Source organism: Bacillus sp. G1(2015b) (genome assembly GCF_001482475.1).
In the GTDB taxonomy this organism is placed as follows: Bacteria; Bacillota; Bacilli; order Bacillales; family Bacillaceae; genus Bacillus; species Bacillus safensis.
Genome location: NZ_LKIC01000010.1, coordinates 15,341 through 32,453 on the forward strand (window position 1 = coordinate 15,341; position 17,113 = coordinate 32,453).

The 17,113-nt window shown below is 41.6% G+C and carries 19 protein-coding genes and 1 other RNA gene; 5 read left to right on the forward strand and 15 right to left on the reverse strand.

Going from position 1 to position 17,113, the window contains the following annotated elements:
- Positions 1-43: 43 nt before the first annotated feature.
- The 7 genes from AMR95_RS06845 to AMR95_RS06865 all read right to left on the reverse strand — a co-directional run bounded on the left by AMR95_RS06845 (position 44) and on the right by AMR95_RS06865 (position 6,795).
- Entirely contained in the window at positions 44-1,198 is a 1,155-nt protein-coding gene (locus tag AMR95_RS06845; RefSeq protein ID WP_058837928.1) for a THUMP domain-containing class I SAM-dependent RNA methyltransferase, read from the reverse strand.
- 109 nt (positions 1,199-1,307) lie between these two features.
- An RNA gene (gene rnpB / locus AMR95_RS18785) (RNase P RNA component class B) lies at positions 1,308-1,694 on the reverse strand.
- Positions 1,695-1,754: 60 nt separating this feature from the next.
- Complete coding sequence (gene gpsB / locus AMR95_RS06850) at positions 1,755-2,060, reverse strand: cell division regulator GpsB (protein WP_012010336.1); 306 nt, start codon at positions 2,058-2,060, stop codon at positions 1,755-1,757.
- 75 nt (positions 2,061-2,135) lie between these two features.
- On the reverse strand, positions 2,136-2,678 hold the full coding sequence (locus tag AMR95_RS06855; protein ID WP_058837929.1) for a DUF1273 domain-containing protein: 543 nt from the start codon (positions 2,676-2,678) through the stop codon (positions 2,136-2,138).
- Positions 2,679-2,726: 48 nt separating this feature from the next.
- Positions 2,727-2,960 carry a CotD family spore coat protein gene (locus tag AMR95_RS18790; protein ID WP_082672215.1) on the reverse strand — a complete coding sequence of 78 codons (234 nt, stop codon included), beginning with the start codon at positions 2,958-2,960 and terminating at the stop codon, positions 2,727-2,729.
- 316 nt (positions 2,961-3,276) lie between these two features.
- On the reverse strand, positions 3,277-4,524 hold the full coding sequence (locus tag AMR95_RS06860) for a ribonuclease H-like domain-containing protein (RefSeq protein WP_058837930.1): 1,248 nt from the start codon (positions 4,522-4,524) through the stop codon (positions 3,277-3,279).
- 24 nt (positions 4,525-4,548) lie between these two features.
- A complete protein-coding gene (locus tag AMR95_RS06865) occupies positions 4,549-6,795 on the reverse strand; it encodes a DEAD/DEAH box helicase (RefSeq protein ID WP_058837931.1) in 2,247 nt (748 codons plus the stop codon).
- A gap of 160 nt (positions 6,796-6,955) precedes the next feature.
- Between AMR95_RS06865 and AMR95_RS06870 the strand changes: the two genes are divergently transcribed.
- Entirely contained in the window at positions 6,956-8,074 is a 1,119-nt protein-coding gene (locus tag AMR95_RS06870; protein ID WP_231746873.1) for an NADH-dependent flavin oxidoreductase, read from the forward strand.
- Between the two features lie 57 nt (positions 8,075-8,131).
- On the opposite strand, the gene AMR95_RS06875 is transcribed toward AMR95_RS06870, so the two are convergent.
- The gene (locus tag AMR95_RS06875; protein ID WP_039183169.1) at positions 8,132-8,638 is read right to left on the reverse strand and encodes a PTS sugar transporter subunit IIA; all 507 of its coding nucleotides are present in this window, start codon (positions 8,636-8,638) and stop codon (positions 8,132-8,134) included.
- Positions 8,639-8,806: 168 nt separating this feature from the next.
- Between AMR95_RS06875 and AMR95_RS06880 the strand changes: the two genes are divergently transcribed.
- Positions 8,807-9,226: an Hsp20/alpha crystallin family protein gene (locus tag AMR95_RS06880; RefSeq protein WP_058837933.1), complete on the forward strand. Its 420-nt coding sequence runs from the start codon at positions 8,807-8,809 to the stop codon at positions 9,224-9,226.
- A 20-nt stretch (positions 9,227-9,246) separates the two neighbouring features.
- Here AMR95_RS06880 and AMR95_RS06885 read toward each other — a convergent pair whose 3' ends face one another.
- The 3 genes from AMR95_RS06885 to AMR95_RS06895 all read right to left on the reverse strand — a co-directional run bounded on the left by AMR95_RS06885 (position 9,247) and on the right by AMR95_RS06895 (position 10,477).
- Positions 9,247-9,705, reverse strand: a complete 459-nt coding sequence (locus AMR95_RS06885; RefSeq protein WP_058837934.1) for a YppG family protein — start codon at positions 9,703-9,705, stop codon at positions 9,247-9,249.
- Positions 9,706-9,813: 108 nt separating this feature from the next.
- On the reverse strand, positions 9,814-10,194 hold the full coding sequence (locus AMR95_RS06890) for a YppE family protein (RefSeq protein WP_228280239.1): 381 nt from the start codon (positions 10,192-10,194) through the stop codon (positions 9,814-9,816).
- A gap of 49 nt (positions 10,195-10,243) precedes the next feature.
- Positions 10,244-10,477 carry a DUF5446 family protein gene (locus tag AMR95_RS06895; protein ID WP_224928722.1) on the reverse strand — a complete coding sequence of 78 codons (234 nt, stop codon included), beginning with the start codon at positions 10,475-10,477 and terminating at the stop codon, positions 10,244-10,246.
- A gap of 197 nt (positions 10,478-10,674) precedes the next feature.
- Between AMR95_RS06895 and sspM the strand changes: the two genes are divergently transcribed.
- On the forward strand, positions 10,675-10,779 hold the full coding sequence (sspM, locus tag AMR95_RS06900) for an acid-soluble spore protein SspM (RefSeq protein WP_039179471.1): 105 nt from the start codon (positions 10,675-10,677) through the stop codon (positions 10,777-10,779).
- Between the two features lie 23 nt (positions 10,780-10,802).
- Here sspM and AMR95_RS06905 read toward each other — a convergent pair whose 3' ends face one another.
- Positions 10,803-11,759, reverse strand: a complete 957-nt coding sequence (locus tag AMR95_RS06905) for a DUF2515 domain-containing protein (RefSeq protein ID WP_058837935.1) — start codon at positions 11,757-11,759, stop codon at positions 10,803-10,805.
- 46 nt (positions 11,760-11,805) lie between these two features.
- On the opposite strand from AMR95_RS06905, the gene recU reads away from it, so the two are divergent.
- Together recU and AMR95_RS06915 are read left to right on the forward strand one after the other, a co-directional pair.
- Positions 11,806-12,441 (forward strand): Holliday junction resolvase RecU, encoded by a 636-nt coding sequence (gene recU, locus AMR95_RS06910; RefSeq protein ID WP_058837936.1) that lies wholly within the window; start codon positions 11,806-11,808, stop codon positions 12,439-12,441.
- 19 nt (positions 12,442-12,460) lie between these two features.
- Positions 12,461-15,178, forward strand: a complete 2,718-nt coding sequence (locus AMR95_RS06915) for a PBP1A family penicillin-binding protein (protein ID WP_058837937.1) — start codon at positions 12,461-12,463, stop codon at positions 15,176-15,178.
- A gap of 35 nt (positions 15,179-15,213) precedes the next feature.
- Here AMR95_RS06915 and AMR95_RS06920 read toward each other — a convergent pair whose 3' ends face one another.
- Genes AMR95_RS06920 through AMR95_RS06930 form a run of 3 tightly spaced genes read right to left on the reverse strand, consistent with a single transcriptional unit; the run spans position 15,214 to position 17,104 of the window.
- On the reverse strand, positions 15,214-15,723 hold the full coding sequence (locus AMR95_RS06920; RefSeq protein WP_058837938.1) for a YpoC family protein: 510 nt from the start codon (positions 15,721-15,723) through the stop codon (positions 15,214-15,216).
- Complete coding sequence (gene nth, locus AMR95_RS06925; protein WP_024422776.1) at positions 15,720-16,382, reverse strand: endonuclease III; 663 nt, start codon at positions 16,380-16,382, stop codon at positions 15,720-15,722. Before nth ends, AMR95_RS06920 begins: the two co-directional genes overlap by 4 nt.
- A 17-nt stretch (positions 16,383-16,399) precedes the next feature.
- Positions 16,400-17,104: a DnaD domain-containing protein gene (locus tag AMR95_RS06930; protein ID WP_058837939.1), complete on the reverse strand. Its 705-nt coding sequence runs from the start codon at positions 17,102-17,104 to the stop codon at positions 16,400-16,402.
- Positions 17,105-17,113: the final 9 nt, after the last annotated feature.

Sequence of the window (17,113 nt, forward strand, 5' to 3'; positions counted from 1 at the left end):
TTCAGCACAAAAAAGCCGCACCTTCTTTCGATGCGGCCATTTATTACGATTCGGTTGTTTGTTTTCTAGGCGGGCGTTTTCCCCAATATTGATAATAGTCTGTTTTGATAAAACCGTTAAACAGCTTTCTCTTTTTCGTCGCTTTTCTTCCGAAGCATTCTTCGAATTTTTCGTGTGACGTTAAGATGTATATGGACCAGGTATCTAGGTTCTTAAATGCTTCACCCATTCCTTGATACATTTTTTCAACTGCTGGTTTATCACTCAGTCGTTCACCGTAAGGAGGATTTCCGACAATCACACCATACTCTTCTTTTGTTTGAAAGTCTTTTACTTGCATTTGTTTAAACTCAATCAGTTCACTTAGTCCTGCTTCTTCTGCATTCATTTTTGCAATGTCTACCATACGATGGTCGATATCACTTGCAATAATGCGGAGCGGCTGGTCATAGTTTGCTTTTTCTTCTACTTCTACACGCGCTTTGTTCCATACGTCTTCGCCGACCCATTCCCATGATTCAGACGCAAAGTCCCGGTTGAATCCCGGGGCAATGTTTTGTCCTATCATCGCTGCTTCAATGGCGATTGTTCCTGATCCGCAGAAAGGATCAACAAACGGACGGTCAGGTGTCCAGTTCGTTAATAGGACGAGCGCAGCTGCAAGCGTTTCTTTAATAGGTGCTCCGCCTTGATCCATGCGGTATCCACGTTTATGAAGACCTACACCAGATGTATCAAGCGTAAGCACAGCTTTATCTTTTAAAAGAGCAATCTCGATTTTATATTCAGGTCCCGTCTCTTCAAGCCATTCAGACTGAATGTTGTAGGAGGATTTCAGCTTTTGGGCGATGGCTTTTTTGACGATGCGCTGGCAGTCCGGAACACTGGCAAGCTGAGATTTCACAGATTTCCCGATGACAGGAAACGTACTGTTTTTTGGTAAAAAAACGGCCCAATCAATCGCTTTCGTCCGTTCAAAAAGCTCATCAAATGTTTTTGCCGAAAATTCAGCAACTTGTACCTTGATCCGATCTGCTGTACGCAGCCAAAGGTTTGCACGGCAAATCGCAAGAGCATCCCCCTTGAAAATCACTTTTCCATTGTCGACTGTGCACTCATAGCCAAGGTCTCTTACTTCTTTTGCAACAATTGCTTCAATCCCCATTGGAGCTGTTGCGATGAGTGTATAGGTTTTCATTGATTTATCACCTGTTTTCTCGTCCTTTTATGTATTCAAGATAAAAGCTCTCCATATGTTGAAATAGGAGAGCTTTGTTTTCATCATGTTTATTATAACGGATATAACGTTCTGTAAGCCATGTTTTGTTCCATCGTACTGCAAACGGCAAATGCCTCGTACTCAGGTGGTAATCATCTATCTACAGAATTCTCTGTCCTTCTCTCCGTTTGGTTCCTTTGAGAAAGTTCCCCTACCAAGTTTGGGTTTCTCGCTCGAGGGGTTTACCGCGTTCCACTCTCACCATTTCTAGTGAGACTTCGTCACTGTGGCACTTTCAAGGATACTTTGCCATATCCTAAAAAGGACGTAGGCATTTTTCCTGCCGTCAGCCTTTCCCAGGCTGCCCTGGCTTATTTTTTCGCCAGGCACGAACACTACGGGCATCTCAGCACCGTGCGAGCATGGACTTTCCTCTGCAATGCCCTAAATAGCATTACAGCGATTACCCGAACGTTAATCAATAAGCGTTATTATAAACGACAATGACATCTGACACAAGCTTTTTCAGCAAGACTCAATCATAAAGTTTGCTGCCAAAAACGTGTTTCTCAAGGTTCGATAGTCTTTTTAAAATATCAAAGTTTGTTGTATTAGACTGTGCAGGCTGTCTTTTCCCTTGTTCAACAGCTTCTTCAAGCTGTTTTGACAAGTGGAGGTTTTCTTGTTGAAGTTTTTCGATTTCTTGGTTGAATGTCTCATAGTCTTTAATGACCATATCTAAAAATTTATCGACTTCTTCTTGTTTGTACCCTCTGACACCTGTTTTAAATTCTTTTTCTAAAATTTCTTTCGCAGAAAGCTTTACTTTATCAGCAAGCATCTTTTTCACCTCATATCGTGAATTCATAGTATATTTTTTCAGAAATACGTGACGTTGTCAAATTTTCTCTTGCTTTTAATCAAAAAACGGATCTTCCGTCTCAACCTGCGCTCTTAGATCATCCATTGTGATGTACATAATGGGGTAATCGGTATAGGCTTCTGCTTCTCTAATCATATACTTCGGCGATCCCTCATGCTCGGGATCATATAAGACGAGAAGTCCATCTGTTTTTTCAATAAAAAAGCGGTTCTTTTGTTTAAATTGTGCCGGACTTTCATACGGTCTATGCGTGACACTTTCTACAAAATCGGCCTGTGCAAGAATTCCTTCATACAATTCTTTGTTTTGCTCATTCCAGCGCTCTTCCTGTTCATAAAATGGCGTAATGACTGCAAGTTTTAACGCTGGATATTCCTCCTGAAGCTCAAACACCACTTCGGCTGTCCAGATTTCTGCCCCAAGCTGGCCTGATATGAGCACCCATTCCAGACCTTCTTCGATAAGGGCTGTCAGCCTTTTTTGAAGCTCCGCTTTTATGTATTGAAGTGCAGGCTCGTCTTGCTTGAATATCCCAAGCTCAAACGGCTTGTACCCTGTGACAGCAATAATTTTCATTTTTTCACCTGCTTTTAAAAAATGGGACTTATAAAAGTCCCATTCACTTTATCTGTTACAGCAAGGTCCTCCGCAGTTAAAGTGTTGATGTGTTGCCGGGTCCACCTGAGAAAACGTATGCGGGAAGTAGTGAACATGTTTGAAATTATGGTGGTGAACATTTGTCACATGCTGCGGGTGGATATGCGGCACAATTGTTGTTGACTCGCTGTGTGTACAGCAATGATTCGTCGGATGAACAATTGGCTGTGTAACATTCGGATGGCAATGATGATGGTACATGTAGCATTCCCCTCTCCTTTATTTTCTTACATTAACAATGTATGAATCAAGAGGTGTACATGTACTAATGCATTAACCTATTTTAAAAGTTGGCAAGAAAAATATCTTTATAGTTTGAAAACACAAAAGCGACCAAAATGACCACAAGAAAAAACAAGTAGAAAAGACCCTTATACATGCTATACGCTCCTCATTCAATATCTAACGTTATTTTACAGGATTCGCGGCCTTTCTACAATAAAAGTGCTAAACATTTTTTATTTTCGGCCGAGAGCCGAACGTTGTCATTTTTTGCGCTTTCCCGGGTAATAATATTTCATTGCCCAGCTTTTCTCAATAACCGTTTTTTTCGTTTCTCAAGCTCTTCCGTGTCTCGCTCGCTTAACGATGAGAAAGATAATAAAGATTCGGTGATGGAAAGAGCTGACCTTGCATCTTTTTGGCGATGCTCTTTACACTTCGCAAGCTCTATACCCGCTTTTAATGCTAAATGGACATCACTTGATTCAAATAATGTTTCCCAAATTCGAACTGCTTCATCCCACTCGTTTAGCCGTTTATATTGTAAGGAGAGATCATAAGCCGCCTGATTGGCATGTTCAAAATCAGCATCTGTTAATTCCCGCAAATGCTTCGTAGCTTCCTGTACATCACGATGCGCAAGATGCCACCTAGCCAGCGCGTATTTCTCATCGTGCTCCTTTACCGCATCCATAGATAGAATTTTTTTGGATAGATGGATGTAGAGGCTGATTAACGAAAGGACGTCTAATTCATTATGAGTCAAAATCCCTTCGATGAGCTTCGGATTTTGTTCCTTTAAAAAGTGAAAATAGATCATCGGTGCCAAAAAACCTGGTGTGTCGCCTTCCCGGTGAACGTGCAGCTCTTCTTTTTCAACCACAGACAGCGCCATTCGTTCATATTTATGCTTCCACAATCGTCTTGAACCATGCAGAAGATCAAAGTGGCCATACTCTGGAAGCGCAGGGATTTGATCTCGCAACAAAGTATGTCTCGTTTTCACTTGCGGCCAATCGAATGATTTTCCATTATATGTAACAAGCGATTCTACGTTCACTTCATCGAGAAAGCTTTTATAAAGAGCCGCTTCATTTCCCGGATTTGTGAGCAGGTGCTGTTTCACCACTACTTTGTCAGCAAAAACCCGCGCATGTCCAAGCAAGAAGATCATATTTCCCGTCCCGCCAGATAATCCTGTTGTTTCTGTATCAAAGAAAAACAGTTCATGCGGTTTGTAACCTTTAGCCGATAGTGAATGCTGGATGCCGCTTTTGTTCCAAGCCTCGATGATCTTTGGCAGTTCCGCAAACGAATAGAGTCCATGCTTGTCATCTAATAAATAGGTGACTTCTCGAATGAGACAAAAGGAATCCTCAAAGTGATATGGAGCTGCACCCAGTTGCTCCCATTCCTTTAAAAATGGGATGTTATCAGCCGTCACAGGTTGGGGCTTTCCTTCCACTGCTTTTTGCCGTTTTTCGTTTGGCTGGTTGTGCGATAAGTGCTTCTTCATTCTATTTAATTTCCCTTTTAGTGACATGAGTAGCTCTCTTCCTCCTTCCCCTTAAAATACAGACATCAATTCAACAATGCTGCTTTTTCCGCTCACTTCTTTCATTTCCATGCCAATGCAGGATGGACAGCCGTTCTCACAGCGGCAACGCTCTATCAGCTGAATGGCTGCACCGGCTATTTCATCGAAACGAGCTTGGACCTCTTTGCTTAAGCCAATTCCGCCAGGGTAGTGGTCATATAAAAAGACTGTCGGTTTACCGGTATGTGCCGCTTTAATTTGTGAAACAACATGAATATCTGAACGGTCACACATCACAAAGGCTGGTACAATGTGCTGAAGAACATTTGCGATGCCGAGCAGCAGCTGTTCAAGTGTTTTCTCTTCAAATCTCCGCTCTGCTTCATGTAATTCAAACCAGGCCGCACTCGTATGAATTTCTTCTTCCGGTAAGTGAATCGGACCAGAGCCGATATTTTCACCAGTGCTGAGCCGAATTTTTTTAAAAATTGTTGGCATTGCGTTGACAGTGACATCACCGTAGTGAACAGATACCGCTTCTTTCTCTGTTGTCTGATCGATTTCAAGCACCTTGAGCTGAACAGCTAAATTAGCATCTGTATAGTATTCTACATCCACTTGTTTCACATAAGCCTTCAGATGCTCGTAATCTAGCTTTTCTACTTGATACTGAACCCCTTCATGTAAATAAATCGCTTCATCATGCAGCAGTGTCATCGCACTGAATCGATCCATCTCTCCAATAATTCGGACATTCGCTACATCTGATTGATCCACAATCACTACATTTTCCTGGCTTGCAGACCTCAGGCTGATGCCATGTGCTGGGAACGATTGATCTGACCAATAATACCGGTTCCCACTAAAATGAAGAACTCCTTCTTCGTGTAAGTATTGCAAAATATCTTCTACTTCCATGTCACCAAACTGTTCATCCGTCCGAAATGGCAGCTCGTAGGAAGCACATTTTAGATGATCCACTAAAATGATGAGATTTTCAGGATTGATTCTGGCTGCTTCAGGCGGTCTATTAAAGAAATATTCAGGGTGTCTGACAATATATTGATCAAGGGGTGAGGAGCTTGCCACCATGATAATAAGCGCCTCCTCATGACGCCTTCCAGCACGTCCTGCCTGCTGCCATGTACTCGCTACACTGCCAGGATACCCCGTCATAATGCATACCTTTAGCTGACCTATATCTACCCCTAATTCTAGGGCGTTCGTACTGACGACACCTAAAATGTCTCCTTCTCTTAACCCTTTTTCAATCACGCGCCGCTCTTTTGGCAAATAGCCTCCGCGATACCCGCGAATCGATTTTGGACCGATTTCCTTTTTCACAAGCTCTTGAATGTGACTTAAAATCACTTCTACTCGTACTCTGCTTCTAGCAAAAACGATCGTTTGAATTTTTTCTTTTAAAAATGTTTTAGCCAATTGGTTGACAACAGTGGCAGCGCTTTGTCTAATATTTAATGGTTTATTCACCACTGGCGGGTTATAAAACACAAAATTCTTTTTACCGCTAGGCGCTCCGTTTCGTTCAATAAGATGCACTTTGCTCCCTGTGAGCTGCTGCGCCAGCTCTTTTGGATTCGCAATCGTTGCTGAAGTGCAAATAAACACCGGATCACTTCCGTAAAATGCACAAATTCGCTTTAGCCTGCGAATCACATTGGCCACATGACTGCCAAACACACCTCGATATGTATGAAGCTCATCAATGACAATATACTTCAAATTCTCAAACAAGCTGACCCATTTCGTATGATGAGGCAAAATGGCTGAATGCAGCATATCTGGGTTTGTGATGACAATATGTCCTGCTTGTCTCACTCGCTGCCGAATGGCTGGTGAGGTGTCACCATCATATGTTTCACTATGAATCGGAACATCCATCTCGTGGATGATCTCGTTAAGTTCACTCTTTTGATCCTGCGCGAGCGCTTTTGTTGGGAATAAATAAAGAGAGCGGTTTGTCTGGTCTTCTGCAATCGACTGAAGAACAGGCAGATTGTAGCAAAGCGTTTTACCTGAAGCTGTTGGTGTAACCGTTACTACATGTTCACCACCCATTACTCGTTCAAAGGCTTCTTTTTGATGAATATACAGTTCTTTCACGCCTCTTTTTTCAAGCGCCTTTTTTAGCCTGTCGTCCACTCTTTCCGGAACGGGAGAGGTCTGTGCAGGCTTTGTTTCAATTTCATGCCAATGCTCTACTTGTTCGTCTTTCTTTAATTCTTCTATCAGTTCGTTCATTGTTTTCTTTTTCATATTGCGTCCACCTCTCATTCTAGTGTACCGAATATTTGTTTGCATGACTAGGCGGCAATTTTTTGATGCTGAGCTTATGAGCAAATACTTTGAACTGATGTAACAGTATCGATTACACTTCTATAGTGAAATGATTTTATCAAGGAAGAAGATGATCAGATTGAAAAACGAATTTAAGCCTTTATTTGAACCATTTACGTTTCCAGGAGGTGCCTCTATTGATGGTAGGTTAGTGGTTGCTCCAATGACACACTTTGGTTCTCATGACGATGGCACCATTTCAAACGACGAAATTGACTTCATTACAGCTAGATCAAGTGAAATGGGCATGGTCATTACAGCATGTGCGAACGTGACTCCAGATGGGAAGGCATTTGAAGGACAGCCTTCTATTGCAAGAGATGAAGATATTCCAGGCCTGAAAAAACTGGCTTCAGCTATCCAGGCAAAAGGAACAAAAGCCATTGTCCAAATTCATCACGGCGGCTCTCAGGCTCTCCCTCATTTAGTTCCAAACGGTGATGTGGTTGCGCCAAGTGATGTGTTTAAAGATGGAAAACAAATTGCACGCGCTTTAAAAGAAGAGGAAATTACTCATATTATTGACTCCTTTAAAGAAGCGGCAAGACGAGCGGTTCAAGCTGGGTTTGACGGCGTGGAAATTCACGGGGCGAACGGTTATTTATTACAGCAATTTTACTCACCACATAGCAATCAGCGTACAGATCAATGGGGAGGAAATGAAGAAAAACGTCTAGCTTTCCCTATTGCTGTTGTAGATGCAGTCAAAGAGGCGATCAAAGAGCATGCGGCTAAACCGTTTATCTTTGGATACCGGTTATCTCCTGAAGAACCAGAAACACCTGGTTTAACAATGACAGAGACGTTTACATTAGTGGATGTTCTCAAAACAAAAAACCTTGATTATTTGCATATCTCTTTAATGGAGATTGGCTCTAAAGCAAGACGAGGCGCAGATTCTAATAAGACACGTATGGAACTGCTAAAAGAACGCTGCGGCGATACTCTTCCGCTTATTGGAGTAGGCAGCGTCATTACAGCTGAAGATGCACTCCATGCTTACAATCAAGGGATTCCTCTTATCGCTGTCGCACGAGAGCTGATCGTCGACCCAGATTGGGCAAAGAAAATTAAAGAAGGCAGAGAACAAGAGATTGAAACCGTCATTAAACGCAGCCAAAAAGACAAGTACCTCATTCCAGAAGGATTGTGGTCTGTCATGGAAGCGAGTCAAGGCTGGGTTCCAATGGAGGATTAATATCCTCATTTAATAAAAAAACTACCCTATCAATGGGTAGTTTTTTCTATTCATGGATTATTTCATTTTCACTGTAAAGAGCTTGGACATTTGCTTTTCTACAGAGCCTTTTGGTTCTTTATCAAGCCGTTCGACTAGGTCACCATTCATAATCACAATCGGTGTCACTGTACTTGATGCTTTCTCTTCAATCAGTTCTAAATCACACGTAATAAGAGGATCACCGATTTTCACTTTATCCCCTTCTTTAATGTGTGCTTCAAATCCTTCACCATTTAACCCAACTGTTTCAAGTCCGATATGAATCAGAAGCTCAAGCCCCGAGAGTGTTCGAATGCCAATTGCATGTTTTGTATGGAAGAGCTGAATGATTTCACCCTCTACTGGTGACACAATCGTCCCACTTTTTGGTTTTACTGCTACGCCGTCTCCCATCATCTTTTGAGAAAAGACGGGATCTGGTACATCAGTCATATCCATTAACTCTCCATCAACTGGAGAATAAATGACTTCTTCCTTTACATCATCTTGGTTTTTTCCGAAACCGAATAATTTTTTCAGCAATGTCTATTTGCTCCCTTCAAGCTTTGCTTCCTAGATCTATTCAGTGTATGAACCTTTGCACCCATACACCTTGCTTCATTAACACTATTTAATCATAATTTTTTCCTCTCATCAATTGATAACCGCCTGAGCCCTTTCTGCATAGGCTGTAGATGAGAGGTGATCTAGATGAAACATGAAGGCGAAAAGAAACATGAAATGCTGGCAAACGAAGATATGCTATATGAAGCGATTGAACAATTTTTTGCATCCTCCCCGTTTCACGAGATATTAAATAGTGCGGAGGCGCTCATGACCACATCACACTCACTTGCATCAATTACGACCGATGTGACTGAGGATGAACAAAATGTGTATATCGAGATTCAATTTCCAGACCATTTTGTCGAAGGAGACATTGCGCTAGAAGTAAAAGCCCAATATTTACACTTATCCGTGCAGGAAAAAATCAAAACGGATACGACTTCCTCGTATTCCAGCTTTACCAAAACCATTTTAATGCCGGCAAAAATAAATGAAACGAAAATGAAGAGTTTGTGGAAAGATCAATCGCTTCATGTGTCTGCGCCAAAGCAAACAACCCAATAGATCGTTCTATTGGGTTTTAACTATGCTTTAAAAATGCTTGTAAATCCTTTCGCCAATGAGCCTACTTGATTCATTGTACTCATCATTTGGCCAGCTGTATCAAACATTTTGTTAAAATCGTATTGCCCATTAGTCTTTTTGAATTGTGACAGCACACTTTTAAATTGAGATGGCTGCTGTTTTTGCGGCCTTGGCAAAGGATAAGGATTCATAGGCGGCTGCATGGGCATCATGCCAGGCGGCTGCATTTGAGGTGGATTCATCGCTTCGGGCGGCTGTATAAGCGGCACATTTTCTTGGTATCCATAAGGCGGCTGATAAACAGTAGATGGTGCCTGGTTCATTCCACCTCCACCTTGATATGGCGGCATGAAATAGTCTGGAGGCTGCGGAGGCTGCTGCTGCATCTCTGAATACGGAAAAGGCCTTTGCTTGAATTGATTGAATTCATAAGGCTGCTGGTTTGAATAAGGGATCATCTATCTCGCTCCTCTCGCTCTCAACACATATTGATGTCACTCATATATTATGATCAAAAGCAGAAGATGTGCCTAAAGAAGTCATAAGAAAAACGCAGCATTATGTCTTTAGCTGCGCTGTTTGATTTCTTCTATTAAAAGGTTCAGTGTGTAAACCACTGACTCAACTAAATTTTTTACACGGGGTGCATGCTGTTTGCCAAAATAAGATTGCAGGACAACCTCTTTACCATTTTCTTTTACGGCTTCAAGCTGTTCTTGGTGTAAATATCTAGGTTTGACCTGTTGAACAAAGGAGATAGCTGCGGTGAGCCACTCTTCCATTTTCTGATCAAATGTATCAACGGCTGGCTGAATATCCGTATAAAAATCATACGATGGGTACTCCTCTTCAGCCTTTCCCTTTTGGTACTGCTCATACGCTTTTTCGATCCATATTCTCAAGTTTTGTGTATGTTCAAGTAATGTTTGATTATCCAAAGTGTTCACCTCTATGAACCATCCTATCAAACGTTTACCTATTGCTCAAATAGAAAAGCTATCCGGCGTGATATGCCGGTCTTGCCGCCAGTTTATACTCGGCTGCATGAAGCTTCACTTCACAGTCCTTTACTTCTGATTCAAGGCGGTCAATGATTTGTTCTTGCTCTTCTATCGCTGCACGTTTTGTCTGATTCACAGCAAGAGACAGCTCCGCTTCCACCGCATCAATTTTTCGCTCGATTTCCTCTAACAACTGCATAATGGATTCTTTTGATACAAATTCGCTCATCATCAGATTCCTCCTTTATCGTCTCTCGTTACATTCTCTTTTCTTTCTCACCCTCCTTCACACATGACAAAACTAGAAGCAAATCGCCAATCTAAGTGTAGATAAGCGCTATTTCTTCCTTTTCGACAGATGCTTGTCCTTCTTTGTATGATTGCGTCCGATTGTGTAAATTCTAAGGACAAAAGGAGGTAGATTTCATGAAAAAGAAGCCAGCACCAAAAGAGCAAAATCCAAAAGGGAAAGAAAACAGTACAGATCAGCTTGATAAAAAGCTCGGCGGTCCTAATCGTCCATCTACGTAAAAAAAGCAGGCACCCCCTGCTTTTTATTTATGCAAAAAATAGTGCTCTAATGAGAAAAGAAAACGAAGCTGTCTTTTTTTATGAAAATACCAGTCCGTTAGCTCAATCTGCTTTGGCAGCGCCTCTGCCTCAAATAAAGATGGACTCAATTTCTTTTGAAACCAATCTTCCCTTTGATCGTCTAATGAATGTGTCATCACCGGATAAACCGTCCGAAGAAAAGGTGTTGACCTTCTAGCGATCCCTAAAAACGGCTCAAAATCAAACCGAGACCCAGTATGCGGAACGGTATGCAAAAAATGATAAAAATCCGAAAACAAATCGGCTCGAAATAATAGTTTCGCTAGTTTTTTACCTAATGTAATGCGTTCCTTTACATTGGAAAACTTCCGTATGGTTAAGCCGTACAAATGCCCGTCCACCGTTGGAAAAACAACGGTTTGGAAATGTCCCCACTCGCTGAAAAGATATTGAATCGAGTGAAAAACATTCTTTTTCAGAAGAGGATTTTGTATAATAGGAGATTGTATAGTATATTGTTCATTTATGATGAGTGCATAAAGCAGACGCTCTGTGTCATGCTTTAGCCAAAAATGTTCCCACTCAGCGCTCATAAAACGAGACACGGAGAAATAAGGCAGCAGATGAAACAAAGGTTGACTGCATCTCTTAGACCATTCATACAAAAGAAGCTGAGGATAAGCATCCGAAAAGATCAGCCAATTCGCTCTTTCATATGCTGTGAAAAAAAGATGCCCCTGCTGATCCGTTAAACCTGGATGGAAGAGTTCGCCCTTTAAATCTGTCATGGACCACCCTGCATTTCTCGAGACAAAGGAAGCGAGCAGCGACCATTTCATCTCTGGATGCCGGTCATAAAACCGCTTGTAAGCATTTGTCCTCGTCAGGTTGTCTTTATTTTTTGCTTTCGTTTCACGCAAAATTTGCTGAGTGATGATGTGCTCTTCTTGGGACAACATGGTGATCTCTCCAATACAAAATGCATTAAAAGGAGGCTGAAACTTGATGATTCGGTATCCAAACGGAAAATCGTATCAGCCCATTCAACAAATTGGGACAAAAAAAAGAATCAGCGGCGAATCCTCTTATAGTAACCGCGGGATGACGCTTGAGGCTGATTTAAATGAAACGAACCAATACTATTTGGTCAACGGGATCGCAGTCATTCATAAAAAGCCTACCCCAGTTCAAATTGTGAATGTGGATTATCCAAAAAGAAGTGCTGCTGTCATTAAAGAAGCCTATTTTAAACAATCCTCCACAACAGACTATAACGGGGTGTACAAAGGCCGCTATATCGATTTTGAAGCAAAGGAAACCAAAAGCACTACCTCGTTTCCGCTCAAAAATTTCCACGACCATCAAATTGAGCATATGAAACAGGTTGAAAAGCAAGGCGGCATTTGTTTCGTTATTATATCCGCTTTTGGCTCCGTTTATTATTTGCCCGCTTCAGATCTCTTTTTCTTCTGGGAGCGGCAGAAGCAAAACGGCCGTAAATCCATTAGCAAAGACGAATTAATGGAAGCTGGCCACATAATGACACTTGGATATTCGCCAAGAATTGATTATATTAAAGTAGTGGAGACACTTCATTTTTCGGATGAAAGCAAGCAGCAATTACGTTCGAAAAAGGTTTAACACGAAAGGTTGAGATGTGATGTCTGATCAATTTACAAGTCGTGAGCAGCGACGTAAAGCAAGTCAAGAAAACAATAAGAAGCAAAAGAACAAAAAAGGCAAAAAGAAAGCAGGTCTATTTAAAAAAATATTTTTATCTTTACTCGTGATCGGTCTACTTTGTTTAGTTGCCGGAATCACAACTTTTGCCGTTTTTGCATCAAGCGCTCCTTCTATTGATGATAGTAAGCTTAAAACACCATACTCTTCAAAACTTTATGATAAAGACAAGAAAGTGTTTGCAGAAGTTGGTGCAGAAAAAAGAACGTATGTCTCGATAAAAGATATACCCGATGTGGTAAAAGACGCATTTATTGCGACTGAAGATGCACGTTTTTATAAGCACCACGGAATTGACCCAATTCGTATTGGCGGTGCCCTTGTCGCAAACGTTGAGGACGGCTTTGGAGCTGAAGGCGGAAGTACAATTACACAGCAGGTTGTGAAAAACACCCTTTTAAGCAAGCAAAAGACGTTAAAACGGAAAGTACAGGAAATATGGCTCTCGATTCAACTTGAGCAAAAATACTCTAAAGATGAAATTTTAGAAATGTATTTAAACCGTATTTTCTTCTCTCCTTATGCTTATGGTGTGGGGAAAGCAGCTGAACAATTTTTTGGAGTGACAGATTTAAATAAACTAACCGTTGCACAGGCAGCCACACTTGCAGGTATGCCACAAAGTCCTACTGTCTATAATCCAGTTAAAAATCCCGAGGCAGCGGAAAAACGCCGAAATATCGTTTTAAGCCTTATGAAAAAACAAGGCTACATTTCAGAAAAAGACTATGACGTTGCAAAAGCAACCCCTATCAGCAAGACAGTCGTTCCTGCTGATAAATATAAGAGCCAAAACTCTAGTAAGTATTCTGCCTACATTGAAGAAGTGATGGAAGAAGTACAGAAAAAAGCCAAAGTGGATCCGTCAACTGATGGATTAAAAATCTATACATCACTTGATCGAAAAGCACAGGATCACCTAGATGATATCATCAATGGAGATTCAGTTGGATTTACGAAAGGTATGCAGGCGGGTGTCACCCTGCTTGATACGAAAAATGGTGAAATACGCGCCATTGGCGGTGGACGTGATGTACCAGCCGGCGGCTTTAACTATGCGACAGATGCAAAACGCCAGCCAGGGTCCACAATTAAACCGATCTTAGATTACGGCCCAGTCATTGAAAACAAAAAATGGTCAACATATCAGCAAATTGATGATGCACCATATACGTACTCAAACGGGACGCCGATTAATAACTTTGACAGAAGACATTTAGGGAAAATGTCGATGAGAAGTGCTTTGGCACAATCACGTAACATTCCTGCTCTAAAAGCTTTCCAAGAAGCTGGCATGGACAATGCCGTTCAATTCGCTAATAACTTAGGTATGGACTTACCTTCTGACATTCCAGAGTCCTACTCAATCGGTGGATTTGACGATGGTGTCTCCTCTCTGAAGATGGCTGGAGCATTTAGTGCATTCGGTAATAACGGATACTATAACGAACCGCACGCTGTCACATCTGTTGAATTTAATGACGGGACAAAGCTTGACCTTACGCCGGACTCGAAAGCAGCGATGAGTGATTACACAGCATTTATGATCACAGACATGCTGAAAACTGCTGTCCAATCTGGAACTGGTACACTTGCACAAGTACCGAACGTTCAAGTAGCTGGTAAAACCGGGACAACGAACTTTACACAAGATGATATTAATAAATACAATATCCCTTCCGGCGGTGCGAAAGATTCGTGGTTTGTCGGTTATACGCCGCAATATACAGCAGCCGTTTGGACTGGAATCGGTAATTCAAAAGATGCAGACGGTAAAATGTGGCTGACTGATTACGAGCAGCGTGTTGCCAAAATCGTCTTCCAGAGATTAATTTCTCAAATTGATGATGGAAGCGGCTCATTTGAAAAACCAGACAGTGTCGTCGAAGCTACGGTTGAAAAAGGTTCAGATCCAGCAAAATTAGCCGGACCGAATACACCAAATGACAAAAAGACAACAGAATACTTTGTTAAAGGAACAGTTCCAACCAAAGTGTCTGACACATATGAGAAAAAAGAAGCCGATAAGCCTTCTGACTTAAAAGCGGTGTATGATGAAGAGAAAAAATCCATCACACTGACTTGGGGCTATTCTGACGACGCTGATGCTACATTTAATGTCAAGCAAGCAGTTGATAATGGCGGCTATAAAGAGATTCAAAACAGCTCTGCTAAAGAAGCGGTCATCTCTGATGTGAAGCCTGGCTCCACATATAAATTCCAAGTGACAGCCACTGTAGAGGATGTCACAAGTAAAGCGGCTTCTACCTTCCTCACCATTAAGGATGACGCTGATGAAGAAGAAAAAGCGGATGATGAGAATAAAAAAGAAGAAGAACCGCAGCAGCCTGACGACGAGCAGACAGACCAAACAGACGATAACAAAAATCAGCAGCCCCCTGGCACTGATGAACAAAAGCCTGATGACAAAAAAGATCAAGATAAAGATAAGGATCAGGACCAAGGCGGAAATACCGAAAACGGAAATAATGGTTCTACTGATAATGGCTCAGACAGTACAAATGGGAACAGCAACTCACAAACTGATCATAAAGATAAAAAGAAAGATGATGCGAAAGCCAACTCTCAAAGTTCCAATTCGCCTTCAAATTCTACTTCTCGTAAAGAAGATGAATAATGAAAAAGCACTTGCCTCCTTGGCAAGTGCTTTTTTTAACGTTGCTGTCTGATTTTCTTAAGTGCTTCATATTTTCCATACTGCTTTTTTAATTCCGTGTATAGCTCGTCCAATTGAATAAAGCAGTGATATTGAGTAGGTTTTAACAAAATGAACTCTAAACGTTCCGTCCAATTAATCGGAGCAACAGGAAATGTCTCTTGCTTGATAAGTTCCCATTCAAACGTTTGGACACTCTCCCCCTTGATCCAGTAAAACATCGCAATCATACTGACGATTCCTTGCAGCATATCATCTTCATCACAGCGAGATTTCCTTGTTTGGAAACGAGGAAGCATTTTTTCTTTTAATTCGTTCCACAGTTCGAACATGACTGGAACAAATTCTTCTGTTTCCTGCCATGGAAGCTCGTCTGTTAAAGGTTCCGAAGATAGATCATATGCGAGCGGGTTGGCTCTCAGTATATCTACTCGATCACCTTTAATCTCTACCTTTTTCTCTTTTAGCTTTTCGACATATGAGGTGAAAACAGCTGCCCCGCTCATGCGAGCTTCACCAGTCCTTTTTTCAGCCTCTTCTGCCCTTCCCTGCACATATCAAGAAGCGGACACGATTCGCACTGCGGCCGCTGCGCCTTACAATGATATCTCCCAAAAAAGATCAGGCGGTGATGCGTCACAGACCAATCTTCTTTTGGCACCTTTTTCATCAAGGTTTGCTCTACTTCAAGCACAGAATCCTTCCAGCGGCAGATGCCTAGACGCTTGCTGACTCGTTCTACATGTGTATCTACTGCTATTGCCGGTACCCCAAAAGCGACTGAAACGACGACATTTGCTGTTTTCCGGCCAACCCCAGGAAGCTTGACAAGCTCATCCCGGTCCTTTGGTACTTCACCGCCATATTCTTCAATCAGCATTTTGCTCAACTTTTGAATGTTTTTAGCCTTATTTCGATAAAGACCAATCGAGCGAATATCTTGCTGCAGTTCTTCAAGCGGTACACTTAAATAGTCTTCTGGTGTTTTATATTTTTGAAATAACGTTTTGGTGACTTTGTTTACAAGCACGTCTGTACACTGAGCAGAGAGTGCAACAGCAATCACAAGCTCAAATGGATTGGCATGAACAAGCTCACACTCCGCCTCTGGAAACATATCTCCTATAATATCTAAACACTCATTGATTTGTTTTTTTGATAACATGCCTTCTCCTTTATTGGTTATTGTTCCAGCCAATTATAAAAAGGAACTTGTCGTTTATAAGTGGACGTCTCTTCTTTTGAAGGTGGCGTTTTCTGCTGAGAACGGAAATGCTGGCTATGCTCTTTTGCTTCTTCCGCTGTTTTCAGCCCTTTCTTTTTCCACTCAAATAAAATTCGATCAATATAACGGAAATTTAATTTCCCTGATAAAACAGCTTCTCTTAGCGCTAGCCGAATCATCTCAGCATCATGATGGTCTTGATCCATCCAGATCGAAAGTGTTTCTCCTTCAAGAGGAGACAGCGGTCTGCCGAATTCATCTTCAAATAAAGCATATAAAGATTTTTCTGCCTGCACATGTTGTTTTTGAACTTCTTTCGCCTGTTTTGTTTCTAAAAAGTCATACAGCACGCCCCATAAAGGTTCTACTGAGTAACGGTCATGCTGAATACCAGACCTGTCTTCAAATGGCTGAATTGAGATAAATCCTTTTTGAATCAGATGCTGCACCATATACGCGCACTCTTCTGCTGATATGGTCATTCCATGAGAAAGTTCTTCAAATGTTTGAAAGAAAACACCTTGTTCTTCATTCATTTTAATCTTGAGCATGACCATCATCTGTGATTCATTCAGTCCTAACTGCTCATAATGAGCAATCAGCAAATTAGGCAAACTTGTCGCCCCCATTTGCTGCATATTAATAAATTGCTGCCTATTCATCGGATACAC